This is a genomic window from Oryzibacter oryziterrae, assembly GCF_021864535.1.
In the GTDB taxonomy this organism is placed as follows: domain Bacteria; phylum Pseudomonadota; class Alphaproteobacteria; order Rhizobiales; family Pleomorphomonadaceae; genus Pleomorphomonas; species Pleomorphomonas oryziterrae.
This window is the reverse complement of sequence record NZ_JAKJIC010000004.1, coordinates 49,225-66,665: the sequence shown is the minus strand read 5'-3', so window position 1 is coordinate 66,665 and position 17,441 is coordinate 49,225. Positions and strand designations below refer to the sequence as shown.

Annotated in this window: 15 protein-coding genes; 7 read left to right on the top strand and 8 right to left on the bottom strand. The window is 66.3% G+C overall.

Annotation, left to right across the window (positions count from 1 at the left end; genetic code table 11):
* The first annotated feature begins 2 nt into the window (after positions 1-2).
* The gene (locus L2I41_RS06145; RefSeq protein ID WP_237152644.1) at positions 3-239 is read left to right on the top strand and encodes a FeoC-like transcriptional regulator; all 237 of its coding nucleotides are present in this window, start codon (positions 3-5) and stop codon (positions 237-239) included.
* Between the two features lie 92 nt (positions 240-331).
* Here the strand turns inward: L2I41_RS06145 and L2I41_RS06140 are convergent, their stop codons facing one another.
* From L2I41_RS06140 to truB, 4 genes are all read right to left on the bottom strand, one after another.
* A complete protein-coding gene (locus L2I41_RS06140) occupies positions 332-601 on the bottom strand; it encodes a hypothetical protein (protein ID WP_237152643.1) in 270 nt (89 codons plus the stop codon).
* A gap of 177 nt (positions 602-778) precedes the next feature.
* Positions 779-2,908 carry a polyribonucleotide nucleotidyltransferase gene (gene pnp / locus L2I41_RS06135; protein WP_237152642.1) on the bottom strand — a complete coding sequence of 710 codons (2,130 nt, stop codon included), beginning with the start codon at positions 2,906-2,908 and terminating at the stop codon, positions 779-781.
* A 226-nt stretch (positions 2,909-3,134) separates the two neighbouring features.
* Complete coding sequence (gene rpsO, locus L2I41_RS06130) at positions 3,135-3,404, bottom strand: 30S ribosomal protein S15 (protein WP_237152641.1); 270 nt, start codon at positions 3,402-3,404, stop codon at positions 3,135-3,137.
* A 136-nt stretch (positions 3,405-3,540) separates the two neighbouring features.
* Positions 3,541-4,458: a tRNA pseudouridine(55) synthase TruB gene (truB, locus tag L2I41_RS06125; RefSeq protein ID WP_237152640.1), complete on the bottom strand. Its 918-nt coding sequence runs from the start codon at positions 4,456-4,458 to the stop codon at positions 3,541-3,543.
* Positions 4,459-4,654: 196 nt separating this feature from the next.
* On the opposite strand from truB, the gene L2I41_RS06120 reads away from it, so the two are divergent.
* Positions 4,655-5,422, top strand: a complete 768-nt coding sequence (locus tag L2I41_RS06120; protein ID WP_237152639.1) for an SDR family NAD(P)-dependent oxidoreductase — start codon at positions 4,655-4,657, stop codon at positions 5,420-5,422.
* Between the two features lie 18 nt (positions 5,423-5,440).
* Here L2I41_RS06120 and L2I41_RS06115 read toward each other — a convergent pair whose 3' ends face one another.
* The gene (locus L2I41_RS06115) at positions 5,441-5,647 is read right to left on the bottom strand and encodes a DUF1737 domain-containing protein (protein WP_237152638.1); all 207 of its coding nucleotides are present in this window, start codon (positions 5,645-5,647) and stop codon (positions 5,441-5,443) included.
* Positions 5,648-5,703: 56 nt separating this feature from the next.
* A complete protein-coding gene (locus tag L2I41_RS06110; RefSeq protein ID WP_255720123.1) occupies positions 5,704-6,612 on the bottom strand; it encodes an HpcH/HpaI aldolase/citrate lyase family protein in 909 nt (302 codons plus the stop codon).
* Positions 6,613-6,780: 168 nt separating this feature from the next.
* On the opposite strand from L2I41_RS06110, the gene L2I41_RS06105 reads away from it, so the two are divergent.
* Entirely contained in the window at positions 6,781-8,007 is a 1,227-nt protein-coding gene (locus L2I41_RS06105) for a glycosyltransferase family 87 protein (RefSeq protein ID WP_237152637.1), read from the top strand.
* Here the strand turns inward: L2I41_RS06105 and L2I41_RS06100 are convergent.
* A complete protein-coding gene (locus L2I41_RS06100; RefSeq protein WP_237152636.1) occupies positions 7,997-8,341 on the bottom strand; it encodes a hypothetical protein in 345 nt (114 codons plus the stop codon). The genes L2I41_RS06105 and L2I41_RS06100 overlap by 11 nt on opposite strands.
* A 366-nt stretch (positions 8,342-8,707) precedes the next feature.
* Between L2I41_RS06100 and L2I41_RS06095 the strand changes: the two genes are divergently transcribed.
* From L2I41_RS06095 to L2I41_RS06080, 4 genes are all read left to right on the top strand, one after another.
* Positions 8,708-10,591, top strand: a complete 1,884-nt coding sequence (locus L2I41_RS06095) for an ABC transporter ATP-binding protein/permease (protein ID WP_237152635.1) — start codon at positions 8,708-8,710, stop codon at positions 10,589-10,591.
* A 64-nt stretch (positions 10,592-10,655) separates the two neighbouring features.
* Positions 10,656-12,941 carry a beta-glucosidase BglX gene (gene bglX / locus L2I41_RS06090; protein WP_255720122.1) on the top strand — a complete coding sequence of 762 codons (2,286 nt, stop codon included), beginning with the start codon at positions 10,656-10,658 and terminating at the stop codon, positions 12,939-12,941.
* Positions 12,942-12,952: 11 nt separating this feature from the next.
* A complete protein-coding gene (locus L2I41_RS06085) occupies positions 12,953-14,218 on the top strand; it encodes a glucoamylase family protein (RefSeq protein WP_237152633.1) in 1,266 nt (421 codons plus the stop codon).
* The gene (locus L2I41_RS06080; RefSeq protein ID WP_237152632.1) at positions 14,215-14,991 is read left to right on the top strand and encodes an alpha/beta fold hydrolase; all 777 of its coding nucleotides are present in this window, start codon (positions 14,215-14,217) and stop codon (positions 14,989-14,991) included. The genes L2I41_RS06085 and L2I41_RS06080 overlap by 4 nt, the downstream gene beginning before the upstream one ends.
* A 19-nt stretch (positions 14,992-15,010) precedes the next feature.
* Here L2I41_RS06080 and L2I41_RS06075 read toward each other — a convergent pair whose 3' ends face one another.
* Positions 15,011-17,413, bottom strand: coding sequence for an MGH1-like glycoside hydrolase domain-containing protein (locus L2I41_RS06075; protein WP_237152631.1), 2,403 nt, complete (start codon positions 17,411-17,413; stop codon positions 15,011-15,013).
* Positions 17,414-17,441 lie beyond the last annotated feature (28 nt).

The window sequence follows — 17,441 nt, the reverse complement described above, 5'->3', positions numbered from 1 at the left end:
TCATGCTGACGATGACCGGTCTCAGGGACTTTCTGCGCGAGCGCCGCAATGCCTCGCTGACGGAGATGTCCATCCACTTCGACGCGGCGCCCGATGCGGTCCGCGGGGTGCTGGGCCAGTGGACGGCCAAGGGCCGTGTCCGCCAGCTGGTTTCGGGCGAAAGCTGCTGCCGCGCCGGTTCGGGCTGCGGTGGCGGGTGCCGGGCGGACGAGATCTACGCCTGGCTCGATCCGAACTGAGACTCTTGTCTCCGGACAGACAAGCAAAGCCAGAAACACAAAAGGCGAGACCTTCGGGCCTCGCCTTTTTTCATTGGAGCTTGTCCAACAGATCAGTCGAAGTTGACTTCGCGCAGCTTGGCCTCGACGCGCAGCACGCGCTTGGTCAGCAGGAAGGACAGCCACAGGCCGGGAATGCCGGCGAGCGCCATGAAGATGAGGTCGGCGGTTTCGCCGAGGCCCAGGAGGCCGCTCAAGGCCCAGGCGAAGGCGAAGACGGCGCCGAGCATTTCCGTCACGATCAGCAGCGTGGCGCCCACAGCCGACAGGACGGCGTCGCCCTTGGTGTAGCGGATCTCGTGCGGCAGGTCTGACGGCTTCATCGACGGTCTTCCAAGGCTTGTTCGAACTGGCGGCATCAAGGGGCAGACGAGGCCGCCTGTCAAGTGCAAAGGCGGCTTCCGGGCAGGATCGACCCTGTCCAGGGAAAGCCCACAAGGCAACAGGGCCGGTGTCACGAGACACCGGCCCTGTCCTGTTCATTCAACGGAAGGCGAGGATCAACCCTCGGCCTTCTCCTCGGACTTGATCTCCTGGCCGGTGGCCTGGTCGACCACCTTCATGGACAGGCGGACCTTGCCGCGCTCGTCGAAGCCCATGAGCTTGACCCAGACCTTGTCGCCTTCCTTGACCACGTCCTTGACATTCTGGACGCGCTGCGGGGCGAGCTGGCTGACGTGCACGAGGCCGTCGCGGGTGCCGAAGAAGTTGACGAAGGCGCCGAAGTCGACGCACTTGACGACCGTGCCCTCGTAGATGGCGCCGATCTCGGGTTCGGCGGCAATGCCCTTCACCCAGTTCATGGCGGCGGTGATGGCCTTGAGGTCGCTGGAAGCGAACTTCACGGTGCCGTCGTCCTGAATGTCGATCTTGGCGCCGGTCTTCTCGACGATCTCGCGGATGACCTTGCCGCCCGAACCGATGACTTCACGGATCTTGTCGACGGGGATCTTCATCACTTCGATGCGCGGAGCATGCTCGCCGAGCGAGGTGCGGGCACCGGTGATGGCCTTGGCCATCTCGCCGAGGATGTGCTCGCGACCGCCCTTGGCCTGCTCGAGGGCGACCTTCATGATCTCCTCGGTGATGCCGGTGATCTTGATGTCCATCTGCAGCGAGGTGACGCCATTGGCGGTACCGGCCACCTTGAAGTCCATGTCGCCGAGGTGATCTTCGTCACCCAGGATGTCCGACAGGACGGCGAAGCGATCGCCCTCCTTGATCAGACCCATGGCGATACCAGCGGTCGGGGACTTCAGCGGCACGCCGGCGTCCATCAGGGCGAGCGAGGAGCCGCAGACGGTGGCCATGGAGGACGAACCGTTGGACTCGGTGATCTCCGACACCACGCGGATGGTGTAGGGGAACTCGTGATGGTTCGGCAGCATCGGGTGAACGGCGCGCCAGGCGAGCTTGCCATGACCGATTTCGCGGCGGCCGGGCGAGCCCATGCGACCGGTTTCACCAACCGAATAGGGCGGGAAGTTGTAGTGCAGCAGGAAGGTTTCCTTCTTGGTGCCTTCCAGCAGGTCGATGAACTGCTCGTCCTCGCCGGTGCCGAGGGTGGCGACCACGAGGGCCTGCGTCTCGCCGCGGGTGAACAGGGCCGAGCCATGGGCGCGCGGCAGCACGCCGACTTCGGCGACGATCGGACGGACGGTCTTCAGGTCACGACCGTCGATGCGGCTGCCGGTGTCGAGGATGTTCCAGCGGACGATCTTGGCCTGCAGTTCCTTGAACACGCCGGCGACGACTTCCTTGGAGAACTTCGGCTCTTCGCCTTCCGGGAACAGGGCGCCCATCACCTTCGCCTTGGCGGCGTCGACGGCGGCATAGCGGTCCTGCTTGACGGTGATCTTGTAGGCGGCGCGCAGATCGGCTTCGGCGATGTCGAGCACGGCCTTCTCGATCTCGGACACGTCGTTGGCGACGAACTCGCGCGGCTCCTTGGCGGCGCGCTCGGCCAGACGGATGATGGCGTCGATCACCGGCTGGAAGCCCTTGTGGCCGAACATGACGGCACCGAGCATGGTGGCTTCGTCCAGTTCCTGGGCCTCGGACTCAACCATCAGCACGGCGTCGCCCGTACCGGCGACCACGAGGTCGAGCTTGGAATCGACCATCTTGTCGATCGGCGGGTTGAGGACATAGGCACCGTCGATCATGCCGACGCGGGCAGCGCCCACCGGGCCCATGAAGGGCACGCCGGAGATGGTCAGCGCGGCGGAGGCGGCGACCAGGGCGAGGATGTCCGGAGCGTTCTCCATGTCATGGCTGAGCACGGTGACGATCACCTGGGTGTCGCACTTGTAGCCTTCGGGGAACAGCGGGCGGATCGGGCGGTCGATCAGGCGCGAGGTCAGCGTCTCATGCTCGGAGGGACGCCCCTCGCGCTTGAAATAGCCACCCGGGATCTTGCCGGCCGCGAAGGCCTTTTCCTGGTAGTTGACGGTGAGGGGGAAGAAGTCCTGGCCGGGCTTGGGCTCCTTGGCGGAGACGACGGTGGCGAGCACGGAAGACTCGCCCAGCGTGGCGAGCACGGCGCCATCGGCCTGACGGGCAATGCGGCCCGTCTCAAGCGTGAGCTTCTGACCGGCCCAGTCGATTTCGACCTTATGGGTATCGAACATGCGTCATATCTTTCTTTTCGTTGCCGGCGCGAGATCCACGGGCAAGACGGCGAGGCGCTTTTGAAACCTTCGAAAAGCGCCTGGCAATCCTGCCCCGTTGTGGCCTGCACCGGTCCGGAACGGCCTGCGGCGCAGGTCCTTCCGTCGGATTGGCGGCTCCCCTTGGAGCCGATGGTATTCGGGGTGCCGACCCGAGCCGGCACCCCGTGACTTCAACCGACCCTGGTCAGCGGCGCAGGCCGAGACGGGCGATCAGAGCGGCATAGCGCGCTTCGTCCTTGCGCTTCAGGTAGTCCAGAAGCTGACGACGCTGGCTGACCAGCTTCAGAAGGCCGCGGCGGGAATGGTTGTCCTTCACGTGGCTCTTGAAGTGGCCGGTCAGGTTGGAAATGCGCTCCGAGAGGATCGCGACCTGAACTTCCGGCGAACCGGTGTCCGAAGCGGCGGTGGCATATTCCTTGATCAGCGCGGCCTTGCGCTCGGCAGTGATCGACATCGGATTTCTCCTTTGAGACAGAAAACAAAAATGGCCCGGCCGGGATGTCGTCCAGCCGGGTCGGTGAACCTGGGTCATCAGGTTGGCGCTTCTCTACTCCAAAGCCGGGTGAAAAGCCAGCGCGATTGTTTGCCGGTCAGGAGGGCAGGATCAGCCTGACGGGCTTGAGTTCGCCATGCTCCACCTTGCCGATGGCCATCAGTCCGTCGCGGTCATAGACGGCGATGGCCTCTTCTTCGATCGGCGCGTCGCGGCCGCGCAAAAGCACGGGATTGCCGTTGCGGATGCGGACGGCCTGGTCGGCAGTGACGGTGATGTCGGGCAGTTCCGACAGGGCCGCGTCGACGGGAGCCAGGAGTTCGAACACCCGCTCGGGATCTTCGCCCGCCTTGGCGGCGTCGAGCGTCTCGAGGGTCACCATGTGCTCTTCAGCGAAGGGGCCGACCGCAAGGCGGCGCAGGTCGATGACGTGGCCGGCGGTGCCGAGGCGGCGGCCCATGTCGCGGGCCATGGCGCGGACATAGGTGCCCTTGCCGCATTCGGTTTCGAAGATGGCAGTGTCGGCATCGGGGCAATCGACGAGATCGATGCGATGGACGACGATGGTGCGGGCTTCGAGCACCACTTCCTCGCCGGCGCGGGCAAGGTCATAGGCGCGCTCGCCGTCCACCTTGATGGCGGAGAAGGCCGGCGGGGTCTGCTCGATCTCGCCCTCGAACTCGTCGAGGATGGCGTCGATGTCCTCAGGCGTCGGGCGATGATCGGAGGTGACGGTGACGGGACCTTCCAGATCGTCCGTGGTGGTCTCGGCGCCCCAGCGAACGGTGAAGCGATAGACCTTGGCGCCGTCCATGACGTAAGGCACGGTCTTGGTGGCCTCCCCCAGCGCGATGGGCAGCATGCCCGAGGCGAGCGGGTCGAGCGTGCCGGCATGGCCGGCCTTGGGGGTGCCGAAAATGCGCTTCATGGCGCCGACGGCCTGGGTCGACGTCATGCCCACGGGCTTGTCGAAGACCACCCAGCCGTGGACCGTACCTTTTTTCTTGCGAGACATGTCTGACCTTTGTTGGCGCCGGCCGGGATTCGGACCCGTTCAACGGCGAGACGACCAGCGGAAAACCAGACGGCTCCGCAGCGGGAAGCGCGGCTCGTACACGCAGTGGTCCAAGGAATCAAGGGGCTGGACAGTCCGAGGCATTTCGGTTTCGTTTGAGGAAGCAAAATGTCGTGTTCAGAAAAGCGAGGGGATCATGGCAGGCAGGCTTCAGGGGAAAGTGGCGCTGATATCGGGTGGCGCGACGGGCATGGGGCGGGCGTCGTCGCTGCTGTTTGCGGCCGAAGGCGCCAAGGTGGCGGTGGTCGACCGCAATGCGCAGGCCGGGGCGCAGACAGTGGCCGACATCATCGCGGCCGGCGGCGAAGCGGCCTTCTTTGCGGCCGACGTCTCCGACGAGGCGGCCGTGGGCGCCGCAGTGGCAGCGGTGATCGAGCGCTTCGGGCCGGTGACCGTGCTGTTCAACCACGCCGGCACCATCGTCATCAAGCCGTTCCTGGAGACGACCGTCGAGGAGTGGGACGGGCTGCACGCCATCAACGTGCGCTCCATGTTCCTGATGACCAAGGCGGTGCTGCCGTCGATGATCGCGGCGGGCGGCGGGTCGATCGTCTGCACCTCGTCGATCTCGGCCGTGGCGGCGACGCCGATGGAAGTGCTCTACGACACCACCAAGGGCGCCTGCCACATGTTTGCCCGCGCCATCGCCGTGGAGTTCCGCGACCGCAACATCCGCTGCAATGCCGTCTGCCCCGGCTTCATCCGCACCCCGCACGGGCTGCGCGAGGTGAAGGAGCTGCAGGCACTGGGTGTCGACGTGTCCGATGCAGCGATCGCGGCCCAGCAGGGCCGCATCGGCGAGCCGGAAGACGTGGCCAAGGCGGCGCTGTTCCTCGCCTGCGACGATGCGAGCTTCGTCAACGGCGTTCAGCTGTTCGTGGACAACGGCTTCACCGCCATCTGAGCGGCGGAGAAGACGGTCTCACCATTCGCCGAGCTTGATGTCGGGGGTGTAGTCGACACCCTCGACTTCCTTGACCACCGGCTGGCCGCAGATGGTGCGGCCCTGCACGGCGTCGAAGGTCAGGGAGGCCGAGCCTGCCAGCTGCCAGCCCTTGTTGAGGGCGGCGGTGACGCGGTGGCAGAAGGTGGCGTCGTCGGGACCGGTGATGAAGCGATAGAGTTTCATGGACGGATCTTCCGCTGAAGGTGGGAGATCGTCCTGCCGCCCTTCGCCCGGCCTTGTCAAGCGGCAACGGCTGTGGCGCGCGCCTCGACGGCATCGACGAGCTGCAGGAGCTTGACGGCCATGTCGGCATGCAGGCGCTCGACCATCTTTCCGTCGATGCGCAGGGCGCCCTTGGCGGCGTTTTCGGCCAGGGCGAAGACCTCGACGATGCGGCGGGCCCAGGCGATCTCGGCGGGATCGGGTACGAAGGTCGCGTTGGCGCCGTCGATCTGGCGGGGATGGATCAGCGTCTTGCCGTCAAAGCCCATCTCGCGCGCCTGGCGGCATTCGGCGAGAAAGCCGGTGTCATCGTCGAGACCGTTGAACACGCCGTCGATCACCGTCAGACCGAAGGCGCGGGCGGCGGCGATGGCCAGCATCAGCCAGGGCATCATGGGCGCGCGGCCGGGCACGATGGCGGTGCCGGTTTCCTTGGACAGATCGTTGGTGCCGAGCACGAAGCCGACAAGGCGGGAGCCCGGCGCAGTGGCAAAAGCGGCGATCGAGCGGATGTCTAGAATGGCGAGCGGCGTCTCGATCATGGCCCAGAGGGCAATGCGGCCGGCGGGATCGGCCTTGACGATGACCTCGTTGAGGCGCGCCAGTTCGGCCGCGCTCTGCACCTTCGGCACCAGGATGCCCTGCGGACGGGCGGCAAGCGCGGCGGCGAGATCGTCAGCGCCCCAGGGAGTGGACAGACCGTTGATGCGGATGAGGATCTCGCGCGGACCGTAGCCACCGGCGGTAACGGCCTCGCCGACGAGACGACGGGCCTCGTCCTTGGCCTCGGGAGCGACGGAGTCCTCAAGATCGAGAATCAGCGTATCGGCGGCGAGCGTTCTGGCCTTCTCCAGCGCGCGGGCGTTGGAGCCGGGCATGTAGAGCACGCTGCGGCGCGGACGGACTTCGGCGATCGGATCGGACACGGGGGCACTCCCTCGATTTGCGGCAGTGCAACATAAATCCCCTGATCGGCGCCGCCAATCACCCATTCGGCGCAATCGACCAAAGACGGACGGCGGGCGGACCATTGACGAAGAATTCGCCTTTGTCGGGCATGGTGCGGGGCCGAAGTCACCGTTTCCGAGGTCGCCGTGCCGAACGCCCAGCCTGCCCCAACTCCGCCCGTCTCGCTGCTCGCGCGGGTCCGCAGCGGCGACTGGCTGACGGCCGAACGCGTGCTCGTCTATGGCCGCATCTTCCTGGGCGCGACGGTGGCCATCGTCATCGGCTGGCTGGCGCTCAGCCACGGCAATGTGGACATGACCGGCAAGCCGCTCGGGCCGGATTTCCTCAACGTCTACGCCGCCGGCGTGCTGGTGCAGCAGGGCCACCCCGCCGACGCCTACGACTGGGAGAAGCACCGGGCGGCGGAACAGGCCGTGGTACCCTATGACGAATATTTCGGCTGGCACTATCCGCCGATGTTCCTGGCGCTGGCCGCCCTGTTGGCGAGCCTGCCCTATCTGCCGGCGCTGGGACTCTACATGGCCGCGACACTGGCCGGCTATGCGGCGGTGCTGCGGGCGCTGGTCGGACGCCTGCGCCACGGGGTTCTGCTGGCGCTGGCCTTTCCAGGCGTGTTCGCCAATCTCGGCCATGGCCAGAACGGCTTTCTCACTACCGGTCTGTTCGGTGCAGCGCTGATGACGCTGGAGCGGCGGCCGGTCGTCTCCGGCGTGCTGTTCGGCCTGATGGCCTACAAGCCGCAGTTCGGCCTGCTGATTCCCGTCGCGCTCCTGGCGGCGCGGGCCTGGACGGCGATTGCCGCGGCTGCGGTGACGGTGCTGCTGACGGCGAGTGCGTCGGCGCTTGCCTTCGGTCTCGACACCTGGCTCGCCTTCCGCCAGTCCCTCAGCCTCACCCAATCGGTGGTGCTGGAGGAAGGGGCGACGGGATGGCCGAAGATCGTCAGCCTGTTCTCGGCGGCCATGGGGCTCGGCGCGCCGCTGCCGCTTGCCTATGCCGTTCAGTTCGCCGGACTGGCGCTGGCGGCCGTGGTGACGGCCTTCGTGTGGTGGCGGACCGAAGACGGCTATCTCAGGGCCGCCGCGCTCGGCTTTGCCATCCCGCTATCGACGCCCTATGTGCTCGACTATGACTTGGTGCTGCTGGCCGTTCCCATCGCCTGCCTTGCGCTGAACGGGATCGAAAGGGGCTTTGCGCCCTGGCAGAAGAGCCTGTTGGCCGCGCTGTTCGTGCTGCCGCTGATCGCCCGCTCCATCGCCATGCTGACGCATGTGTCGCTGACGCCGCTGCTGCTGGCGGCGGTGCTTGCGACCCTCGTCGGCGCCGTGCGGCGGGGCGATGTCAGGGCTTGACGGCGTAGCCGTCGAAGAGGGTGGCGATCCGCGCCTGATAGTCCTGCAGCGTGATCTCCCGCCGATCATACTGGCGCGCATACAGGAAGGCCGTGTGCCACAGACCGAGTTCGGCGTCGGTGAGCGCGTAATTGGCGCGCTCGAACTCGAACTGGCGGCGAGCCGCCGTCTCGTAGTTGATGACGCCGCGATTGCGGAGGACAGCAATGTCCTTCTTCTGATCCTCGACCGCCGGCAGGTGCGCATAGGGCCGCGGACGATCGGTGGGGATGCAGGCGGAGAGGACTAGGGCAAGGCCCAAGGCGGCAAGACCCCGGCATGCAACGGCACTCAATCGCATCTCGACACTCCCCATGGGCTGATCACAGCCATGACTCCTGAACGATCTTTGTAGCAGATGCCGCCGGCCTTGGGAAAGGCATCGGTGCGGGTTCCATCGGCAAAGCGGTATTGCAGAGAATACCGGAAGTCGAATTTGTGCGCCGCACATTTGGGCGCGCCTCATGCCTGAGCAACTCTTGCGTCAAATCAAATCAGGAAGATTCCCACTGGGATTTTCATCATATTCCTTTGTCTAGAAAGCGAAGGAAATCAACTTAAATGCTTGTTTAAACTTTGAAGATCACGCTACCAATTCAGTCCGCCCTTGTTCAGGGCGGCACGTTCGGGAGTAGCCGCGCTGAAAACCCCGGTCTCGTCCATGCGCAGCTTCTGGGGGCTGCTGAAGGCATACTGGATTTCCGACCATTGGAAGGAAGCCTGGGGTCTGACGTTGGCCGTTGCTCTCCTGTCTGCCGCCGCCAGCAAGAGCGGGGTCTGGGTGGCGCAGGCCTCCGGCACCTTCTTCTCGTCCATCGCCGGGTTTCATGACCTGCCCGCCGACCAGGCGGTGCAGGAAGTCCTGACGGCCGCCGCGGTTCTGGTGGGGCTGTCGGCGCTGAAACTGTCGGTGTTCCTCGGCTTGCGCCATTATTTCTCGGCGACGCTGCATCGCAAATGGCGCGAGTGGCTGGACGTGCAGTTCAACACGGCGCTGCTCAACGACCGGCGCGCCTATTATCACCTGCTGGCGCAAGGCACCCCCGCAGACGATGCGCCGTCGAACATTCCCGACAACATCGACCAGCGCATCCAGGATTCCATCAAGGCGATGACCGGCAACACGCTCGGCATGGCCATGGGCCTGTTCTCGGTGGTGACCTCGGTCTATTTCGTCGGCGAAATGCTGATTGCCAATTCGGTGGCCATTCAGGGGCTCGACGTGCTCGGCACCTATGCCAGCGCCTTTCTGGTGTTCGTGCTGGCGGTGACCTATGTGCCGCTGTCGACGCTGATCGCGCTGCGCATCGGCAAGATGATCGAAGCGCTGAATGTTGCCATGCAGCGCAACGAGGGCACCTATCGCGCGGAACTGGCCATGCTGGTGCGGCGCGTCCTGCCCGTGGCTGCGGCCAACGGCGAATATGTGCAGGCGCGCATTCACCGCCGCCACTATGCGGCGATCGACCGGACCTGGGCGCAGCAGAACAAGGTGTCGGCGGGCTTCCTGTCGTTCAACCTGTTCTATACCTTCCTGACGCAGAAGGTGGTGTCCTACCTGCCCAGCCTGCCGGCCTACATGCAGGGCGGCCTCTCCTTCCGCAACTACATCACCGGCTCGGAACTGGCGAGCGAGCTGATCAACGACTGCTCCTGGCTGATCCAGGTGATGCCCGACATCGCCAACCTGCGCGCCAACGCCGACCGTGTGATCCAGCTGGCGGACGCCATCGAGCGGGTGCAGGATTCGCAGGCCTTCTATCGCGAGACCGGCATTTCCGACTTCTATTACGACACGCAGCCGGCCGATCAGGGCATGACCGTGCAGGGCCTCGAGCTGATGTTTGCCGGCCATGAGGCGGCGCCCTTCCTGCGGGTGGCCAAGTTCACCGTGAAGCCGGGCCAGTGGGTGTTCGTGCGCGGTCCCTCGGGCTCGGGCAAATCCTGCCTGATCAAGGCGATGAACGGTCTGTGGGCCTATGGGCGCGGGCGCATCACCATGCCGTCGGGCGCGCGCCAGCTCTACGCCTGCCAGGACACGCGCCTGCCGCAGGCGAGCCTGAAGCAGCTGGTGTGCATGCCGGAAAATGAGGTGGCGCATCGCGACCTGGAGATCGCCGCCATCCTGCATGCGGTCGGGCTCGGCGAGTTCATCGAGCATATGGGCGAGCCCTTCTGCAAGGGCCGGCGCTGGGACGACGTGCTGTCGGGCGGGCAGAAGCAGAAGGTGGTGCTGGCGCGCATCCTGCTGCATCAGCCCAACGTGCTGTTCCTCGACGAGGCGACCGCCGCGCTCGATCCGGAAGCGCGCAACGAGTTCCACCGCCTGATCAAGCAGCGCTGCCCGGACGCCATGGTCATCGCCGTGATGCACGAGCCCTCGCCGCCGACCGATGCGCTCGGACGCAGCTTCTACAACGCCATCCTCAACATCGAAAACGGCCGCGCCGGCATCGAGCCGATCGTCACGCCGACGCGTCCGCTGCCGCGCGTGTCGCAGGCCGGCGCCCGCCCCGCCGTGATGGCCATGCGCCACAAGGAATGAACGAGGGATCGCGACACGCCGCGCAAATCAGTTCAATATCAACATATTACGATCAGAATCAGCCTTGCCGGCTCTGTCGCCGGCAGCAAGGGACCGCCTGAAGATGCCCAAGTCCATCGCCTTCATCGACGACCTCCTCAGCCGCATGACACTGGCCGAGAAAATCGGTCAGCTGAACCTCGTCACGCCCGGCGGCGAGACGCTGACCGGCACGGTGGTCAACACCGACGTGGCCGACAAGATCAAGACAGGCCGGATCGGCGCCATCTTCGGGGTGAAGTCGGCCGAGGCGGTGCGGGTGTTTCAGGACCTCGCAGCCCAGTCGCGATTGAAGATCCCGCTGATGTTTGCCGAGGACGTGATCCACGGTCAGAAGACGATCTTCCCGCTGCCGCTGGCGCTGGCTGCCTCCTGGGACATGAAGCTGGTGGAAGAGACGGCGCGCATTGCCGCCGTGGAAGCAAGCTCGATCGGCATCGACCAGGTCTACGCACCGATGGTGGACGTCTGCCGAGAGCCGCGCTGGGGCCGCATCGCCGAGAGCCCGGGCGAGGACCCGGTCCTCGCCTCCCGCTATGCCGAGGCCATGGTGCGCGGTTTCCAGGGATCGGACCTCTCCGCGCCGACCTCGGTGATGGCCTGCCTCAAGCATTATGTCGGCTATGGCGGCGCCGTCGGCGGACGCGACTATGACGCCGTCGACATGAGCCCGGCGACGCTGCACGACATCTACCTGCCGCCCTTCGCTGCGGGCGTGAAGGCGGGTGCCGGTTCGGTGATGGCGGCCTTCAACACGCTGAACGGCACGCCCATGCATGCCAATGCCACGCTGATCCAGCGGGTGCTGCGACAGGGTCTCGGCTTCCGCGGACTGGTGGTGGCCGACTATACCGGCGTGCAGGAGCTGATCGCGCATGCGGTGGCCGGCGACAAGGCCGAAGCGGCGCGGCTGGCGCTGAAGGCCGGTGTCGACTGCGACATGGTGGCGGAAGCCTATCTCGATACGCTCGGCGCCTCGGTGGCGGCCGGGCTGATCGACGAAGCGGAAATCGACGCGGCCTGCCGGCGCGTACTGGAAGCCAAGGCCGACCTCGGCCTGTTCGACGATCCCTATCACCGCATCACCTGGGGCCGGGCGACGCAGAGCGTGTTGACGGAGGCCAACCGCGCCGTGGCGCGACAGGCCGTCGCCGCCGCCTCGGTGCTGCTCAAGAACGAGCACGACCTGCTGCCGCTCGGGAAGAAGGGCCGCATTGCCCTCATCGGCGCACTGGCCGACGACCGGGTCAACATGAACGGCACCTGGGCGGTGAGTGGATCGCCCTCCACCGTGGTGCCGATTCTTGAGGGCCTGAGAGAAGCTGCGGCCGGTGCGGCCGAAATCCTCCATGCCAAGGGCGCCAACATCGTCGACGATCGGGTGCTGGCCGCCCGGCTCAACGTGCATGACTGGAAGGACCTTTCCGTTGTCATCGACGACCGGACGGCCGAGGAGATGCTGGCGGAGGCCGTGGACCTCGCCGGCCAATCCGATGTGGTGGTGGCGGTGGTTGGCGAAGCGCGCGAATATTCGGGCGAATCGTCCTCGCGCATCGACCTGTTGATCCCCGAGCCGCAGAAAAAGCTCATTCGGGCGCTGAAAGCCGTCGGCAAGCCGCTGGTGGTGGTGGTGATGACCGGACGGCCGCTGGCGCTCACCGAGGAAGCCGAGCTCGCCGACGCCCTGCTGGTCGCCTGGTTCGGCGGCACGGAGATCGGCCACGGCCTTGCCGACGTTCTGTTCGGCGCGCAGTCGCCAACCGGACGCCTGCCGGCCACCTTCCCCTATGCGGTGGGCCAGGTGCCGGTGACCTATGCCCACCTGCCGACCGGTCGCCCCTTCCCCGGACGCTTCCAGAAGTTCACCTCGGGCTATGTGGACATGCCCGACGAGGTGCCGCACAACGACGGCCTGTTCCCCTTCGGCTTCGGACTCACCTATGCGCCGGTGGCCTATGGACCGCCGCGTGTCGACAAGGTGGCGCTCGCGGGCGACGACGATCGCCTGACGGTGTCGGTCTCGGTCACCAACATGGGCAAGCGGCCGACGGCGGAGGTGGTGCAGCTCTATGTGCATGACCTCAAGGCTTCGGTGAGCCGACCGGTCAAGCAGCTCAAGGGCTTCTCCAAGGTAGCGCTGGAGCCGGGCGAAAGCGCCGAAGTGAGCTTCACGCTGCTGGCCGGCGACCTTGCCTTCTCCGTGGCCACATCGGTCGACGACCTGACGCGCATCCGCGAGGCGGGCGACTATGACATCCACGTCGGCCGATCCTCACGCGATACGCAGCACGTGCGCATCAGCTGGAACTGACGGAGGGCGCCATGGGCGACTGCGATTACTCACTGCTCGACGACGCGGCCCTTCTGGACCTCGTTCAGCGCAACACGCTCAGCTATTTCTGGGACTACGGCCATCCGGTCAGCGGCATGGCGCGCGAGCGCGACAACAACGCCTTCGGCTATGCGCCTGAGGATACGGTGACCACGGGCGGCACCGGCTTCGGCATCATGGCGATGGTCGCCGGTGCCGAGCGCGGCTTCCTTCCCCGCGACGGCGTGCTCGACCGCATCGCCACCATCGTCGGCTTTCTCGAGCGCGCCGATCGCTATCACGGCGTCTACCCGCATTTCCTCAATGGCGAGACGGGACGGACCATCCCCTTCACCCCGCGCGACGACGGGGCGGATCTCGTGGAGACGTCCTTCCTGATGGCGGGGTTGCTGACGGCCCGGCAATCTGTCCGCAAGGATCGGCCAGAGCTGGCCGCGCGCATCGACAACCTGTGGCGGGCGGTCGACTGGGCTTTCCATGTGCGGCCGGCCGACGGGGCGCTGCTGTGGCACTGGAGCCCCAATTTCGGCTGGGCCATGAACCACGCCATCACCGGCTGGAACGAATGCCTGATCACCCATGTGCTGGCGGCCTCCTCGCCGACGCACGCGGTCGATCCTTCGACCTATCACGGCTCCTGGGCCAAGGGGCGCGACTTTGCCAATGGCCGGACGGTCTACGGCGAGCGGCTGGCGCTCGGCCCGGATCGGGGCGGGCCGCTGTTCTTCACCCACTATTCCTTCCTGGGTCTCGACCCGCGCGGCCTCACGGACGCCTATGCCGACTATTTCGCGCAGAATGTGGCGCATGCGAAGATCAATCGCACCCATTGCATCGTCAATCCCAAGGGCTTTGCGGGCTACGGGCCGGAATGCTGGGGCCTGACCGCCTCGGACAATCACGAGGGCTACAATGCCCACTCGCCGTCCAACGACCATGGGGTGATCACGCCGACGGCGGCGCTGGGCTCGTTTCCTTACGTGCCCGCTGAATCCATGGCGGCGCTCAAGCATTTCCTGACGGCGATGGACGGCCGGCTGTTCGGGCCGCGCGGCTTTGCCGACAGCTTCACGCCCTATCGCAACTGGGTGGCCGAGAGCCATCTTGCCATCGACCAGGGGCCGATCGTGGTGATGATCGAGAACCACCGCTCCGGGCTGCTGTGGCGGCTGTTCATGTCCTGCCCGGAAGTGCTCGGCGGGCTCCGGCGGCTCGGCTTTTCCAGCCCGCATCTGCAGGCGGAGGTGAGGGCATGAGGCACAGGCTGATCCGCTTCGGCGCATCCGATGCAGCCGATGATGCCGACGCGCGCATGTCGGTCGAGGTGTTCCGCCAGGATGAGGGCGCGCGGGACAAGCTTGCCCTGGTGGTGCACGGCCGCAATGGCCTGTCGCACGCGCCGCACATGCTGAAGATCATCCGCCCCTATGTGGCGCAGGGCTATGTGGTGGTGGCGCCCAATTGCACCGGGTCGGCCTGGAATGACAGCGCCGGCGAGGAAAGGGACTTTCTGCTCGCCTCCCATACGCGCGACGCGCTCCGCGCCGCCGACTGGGCCCTGGGCCATGCCGACGAGATCGGCTGGACGGGGGACTATTTCGCGCTGGCTGGGCACAGCATGGGCGGCTACTCGGCCGCCCGGCTTGCGGCGACGGATCTCCGCGACCGCACCCGTCATCTCCTGCTGGTATCGCCCTTCACCTCGGGCGCCCGGCAGCTGGAAGCACGGAAAGCCCAGGGCCCTGAAGCCCTTGCCATTCTCGCCCGCGAGGTGCCGCGCGCCATTGCGGAATGGCCAGAGCATGACATCTTCCCGCTCGCCACTCGTCTCACCCTGCCGGTCGCCGTGGTGGCGGGCGTGCTCGATCCGGTGACCCCGCTCGCCAATGTGCGCGAGATCGCAGCCGTGCTGCCGCACCTCAGCGAGCTCAAGATCCTTGAGCAGGCCTCTCACTGTCTGGAAGGCGGCTATTACAGGAGCGAACTGACGGCAGCCGTCGCGGCCCTCGAAGCCGCTGCCGCCGCCTGAGCCGGACGACGGCAGCGCCTTACTTCACGCGCCGCAGATTGACACTGCGCATATCCGCCGTGTTCAGCGGCCCGGTCATGCCGCCGGGGCTGATATAGGTCTCGTTGGCCACGAGATAGCTCATGTTGAAATAGTCGGAAATCTCCACCTCGTAGCGGCCGGCTGGCAGGGTGGCGGTGACCGACGTCGACTGGTTGAGGCGGGTGATCGGCGGCAGGTGCGGCATCTGCACGATGCCGGAGGCCACGGTCGCCCCGGCGGCGTCGCGGATGGTCAGCCGCTTGACCGCATTGGTGACGCCGGTCTGGATGTGGAAATGGTGGTTGGCGTAGGTGAGGTCGAGGGCATAGGTGCCTGCGTCAGCCACCTCGATGCCGGGAACGCGCAAGCTGCCGTCCGGCCCGACGACGAGACCGGCAAGACCGTAAGCGGTGACGGTGCCCGCCTCGACGATGGCCGGGCGCGACACATGCGAGGCGTTGCCACCCTCGGGAAAGGCGGCGATGACGCGATAGGACCGACCGACGCCGGCTTGCAGCGGCACGGGATCGAACCAGACATTGGCGTCGATGTCGCTTTCCGCCAGCTGACCATCGCGCAGCACCGTGAAGACCAGCTTGTCGCGTCGTCCCGACTGCGGGATCTGCCCTTCGAAATTGAGGCGCACCTTGCCGTCGGTGATGACGAGATCGGTGATGACAGGTTCGTGCGGGGAGAAGACGCGTGGATCGTCGTGGGAAGCGAGCGGCACTTGCGGCACCAGGCGAATGGCGTCGGTGGCCGGGATCAGCGGGCCGAAATGCACCTCGATCAGGTTGTCGGCCAGAAGGTCCTGTTCGGCGATCGGACCGGAGACGACGGCGCCGTTGAGGTGGATTTCGGCGAGCGGGTAATGGCCCGAGAGGGCGGAGGCCGGCGGCAGCTGGAGACGGATCGAAAGGCGTTTGCCGCGCCAAATCAACCCTTCAAGCAGGGCGCTATCCTCAGGCAGCGCCGCGCGCATGGCGGCGGTCAGGAACGGCGTGAGGTTGAGGCTGGTATCGTCGGGGGCGAAGCCGAACAGGACGCGCGCGACCATGCCGACATAGCCGCCGATGGACCACAGCTGGCGGCGCGAGGAGATGGCCGGGCCGTCGTCATACCAGGTGCGGCCGGTCAGCCATTCCTGGTTCTCCACATTGTCGAGCGCCAGCGCGGCGGCCCGCGTCAGCGAGGCGAAGGCCGCGTCGGCCGCAGCGACGGCGCCCACGCGCGCGGCCGCTTCCAGTCCGTAGGCGGTGACGAAGGCCCAGATGGCGCGGTTGTGATAGACGAAAGTGTCGGGCTGCTGCGGATAGACCACCGACGGACCGAAGAGCGCCTGCGGATAGGCGGCGAGGATCGCACGCGCCCTCGCCCCGTCGGCAATGCCGGAGAGGATGGCCAGCGCCAGTCCGAGCAGGTCGAACTTGGCGATCGCCCGGGCCGGGCTGTCCGGCGTGGTCAGGCTGGCATAGAGGTTGTGTTCGGGCAGCCAGAAGACCGTGTTGATGGCGCTCTTGAGGGCCTCGGCCCAGCCGTCATAGCGGGTTGCGACGGCAGGTTCCGCATGCTCGCGCGCGAGGCGGGCGGCGAGGCGCAGGGCGCGATAGTGGCAGACGTTGGTGGAGAGTGCCTTGGCGCGGGCAATCTCGGTGAGGTCATGGACCACATAGGGCGCATAGGTCTGGGTGCGCCAGTCGAGGAAGGACTGCTCGCCGCCATAAAGCCCGTCGGCGGGGTCGAAGACGGCCTCGCGGTCGGCTTCGAGCGTGCCGCGCAGGGCGAGATAGGCGGTGGCGGCAAAGCTGCGGCGCGCTTCGCCCCCGAGCATGGTGAGGAGACGTTCGGCGCCGATCGCCCAGGAAACGCGATCGGTGGAAACCGGCCAGCTGCCACCCGAACCGGTATCCTGGATGATCTGCAGGCTGTCGGCCGGCAGCCCCTCCGGCGGCGTCACCCCAGGCCGGAAGGCGCTGACCTTGTAGAGCAGCGAGGTGGCGGCCCGCTCGGGATCGACAAGGGCGATGCCGAGATCGGTGGCGTAGGAGACGTCGCGCGTCCAGACATAGGTCCATTTCTCGCCGGTCTGGAAGCAGTCGCAGGGGATCGGCTCGCCATAGCGATAGGCACCGTCGCGGATCGAGCTGACGGCATTGAGGCGGGCATCGTCGATCGCCTGGGTGAACAGGGCGTCAAGCAGCAGGCTGCCGGTGAGCGTGCGCAGGTCCCCCGGCTTGTCGGAGAGCTGGCGCTCTTGCGGCGCGCCTTCCCGCTGCGGCGCCGTGGTGCTCATGTCGAAGGTGCGCGCGCCGTTTCCGGACGTGGTCAGGCGCACGCGCACCGTATCCGGAGCGCAGGCCTCAAGGGGATGCGGCGGAAAAGCAACGCTCAGCTCGGACATGGTTCCTCCCTTGCACGGCACGCCTTCC

Bases quoted from the DNA above. Each gene is read 5' to 3' on its own strand.
- L2I41_RS06145 (WP_237152644.1), top strand. From the start codon at position 3: ATGCTGACGATGACCGGTCTCAGGGACTTTCTGCGCGAGCGCCGCAAT.
- L2I41_RS06140 (WP_237152643.1), bottom strand. From the start codon at position 601: ATGAAGCCGTCAGACCTGCCGCACGAGATCCGCTACACCAAGGGCGAC.
- pnp (WP_237152642.1), bottom strand. From the start codon at position 2,908: ATGTTCGATACCCATAAGGTCGAAATCGACTGGGCCGGTCAGAAGCTC.
- rpsO (WP_237152641.1), bottom strand. From the start codon at position 3,404: ATGTCGATCACTGCCGAGCGCAAGGCCGCGCTGATCAAGGAATATGCC.
- truB (WP_237152640.1), bottom strand. From the start codon at position 4,458: ATGTCTCGCAAGAAAAAAGGTACGGTCCACGGCTGGGTGGTCTTCGAC.
- L2I41_RS06120 (WP_237152639.1), top strand. From the start codon at position 4,655: ATGGCAGGCAGGCTTCAGGGGAAAGTGGCGCTGATATCGGGTGGCGCG.
- L2I41_RS06115 (WP_237152638.1), bottom strand. From the start codon at position 5,647: ATGAAACTCTATCGCTTCATCACCGGTCCCGACGACGCCACCTTCTGC.
- L2I41_RS06095 (WP_237152635.1), top strand. From the start codon at position 8,708: ATGCGCAGCTTCTGGGGGCTGCTGAAGGCATACTGGATTTCCGACCAT.
- L2I41_RS06085 (WP_237152633.1), top strand. From the start codon at position 12,953: ATGGGCGACTGCGATTACTCACTGCTCGACGACGCGGCCCTTCTGGAC.
- L2I41_RS06080 (WP_237152632.1), top strand. From the start codon at position 14,215: ATGAGGCACAGGCTGATCCGCTTCGGCGCATCCGATGCAGCCGATGAT.
- L2I41_RS06075 (WP_237152631.1), bottom strand. From the start codon at position 17,413: ATGTCCGAGCTGAGCGTTGCTTTTCCGCCGCATCCCCTTGAGGCCTGC.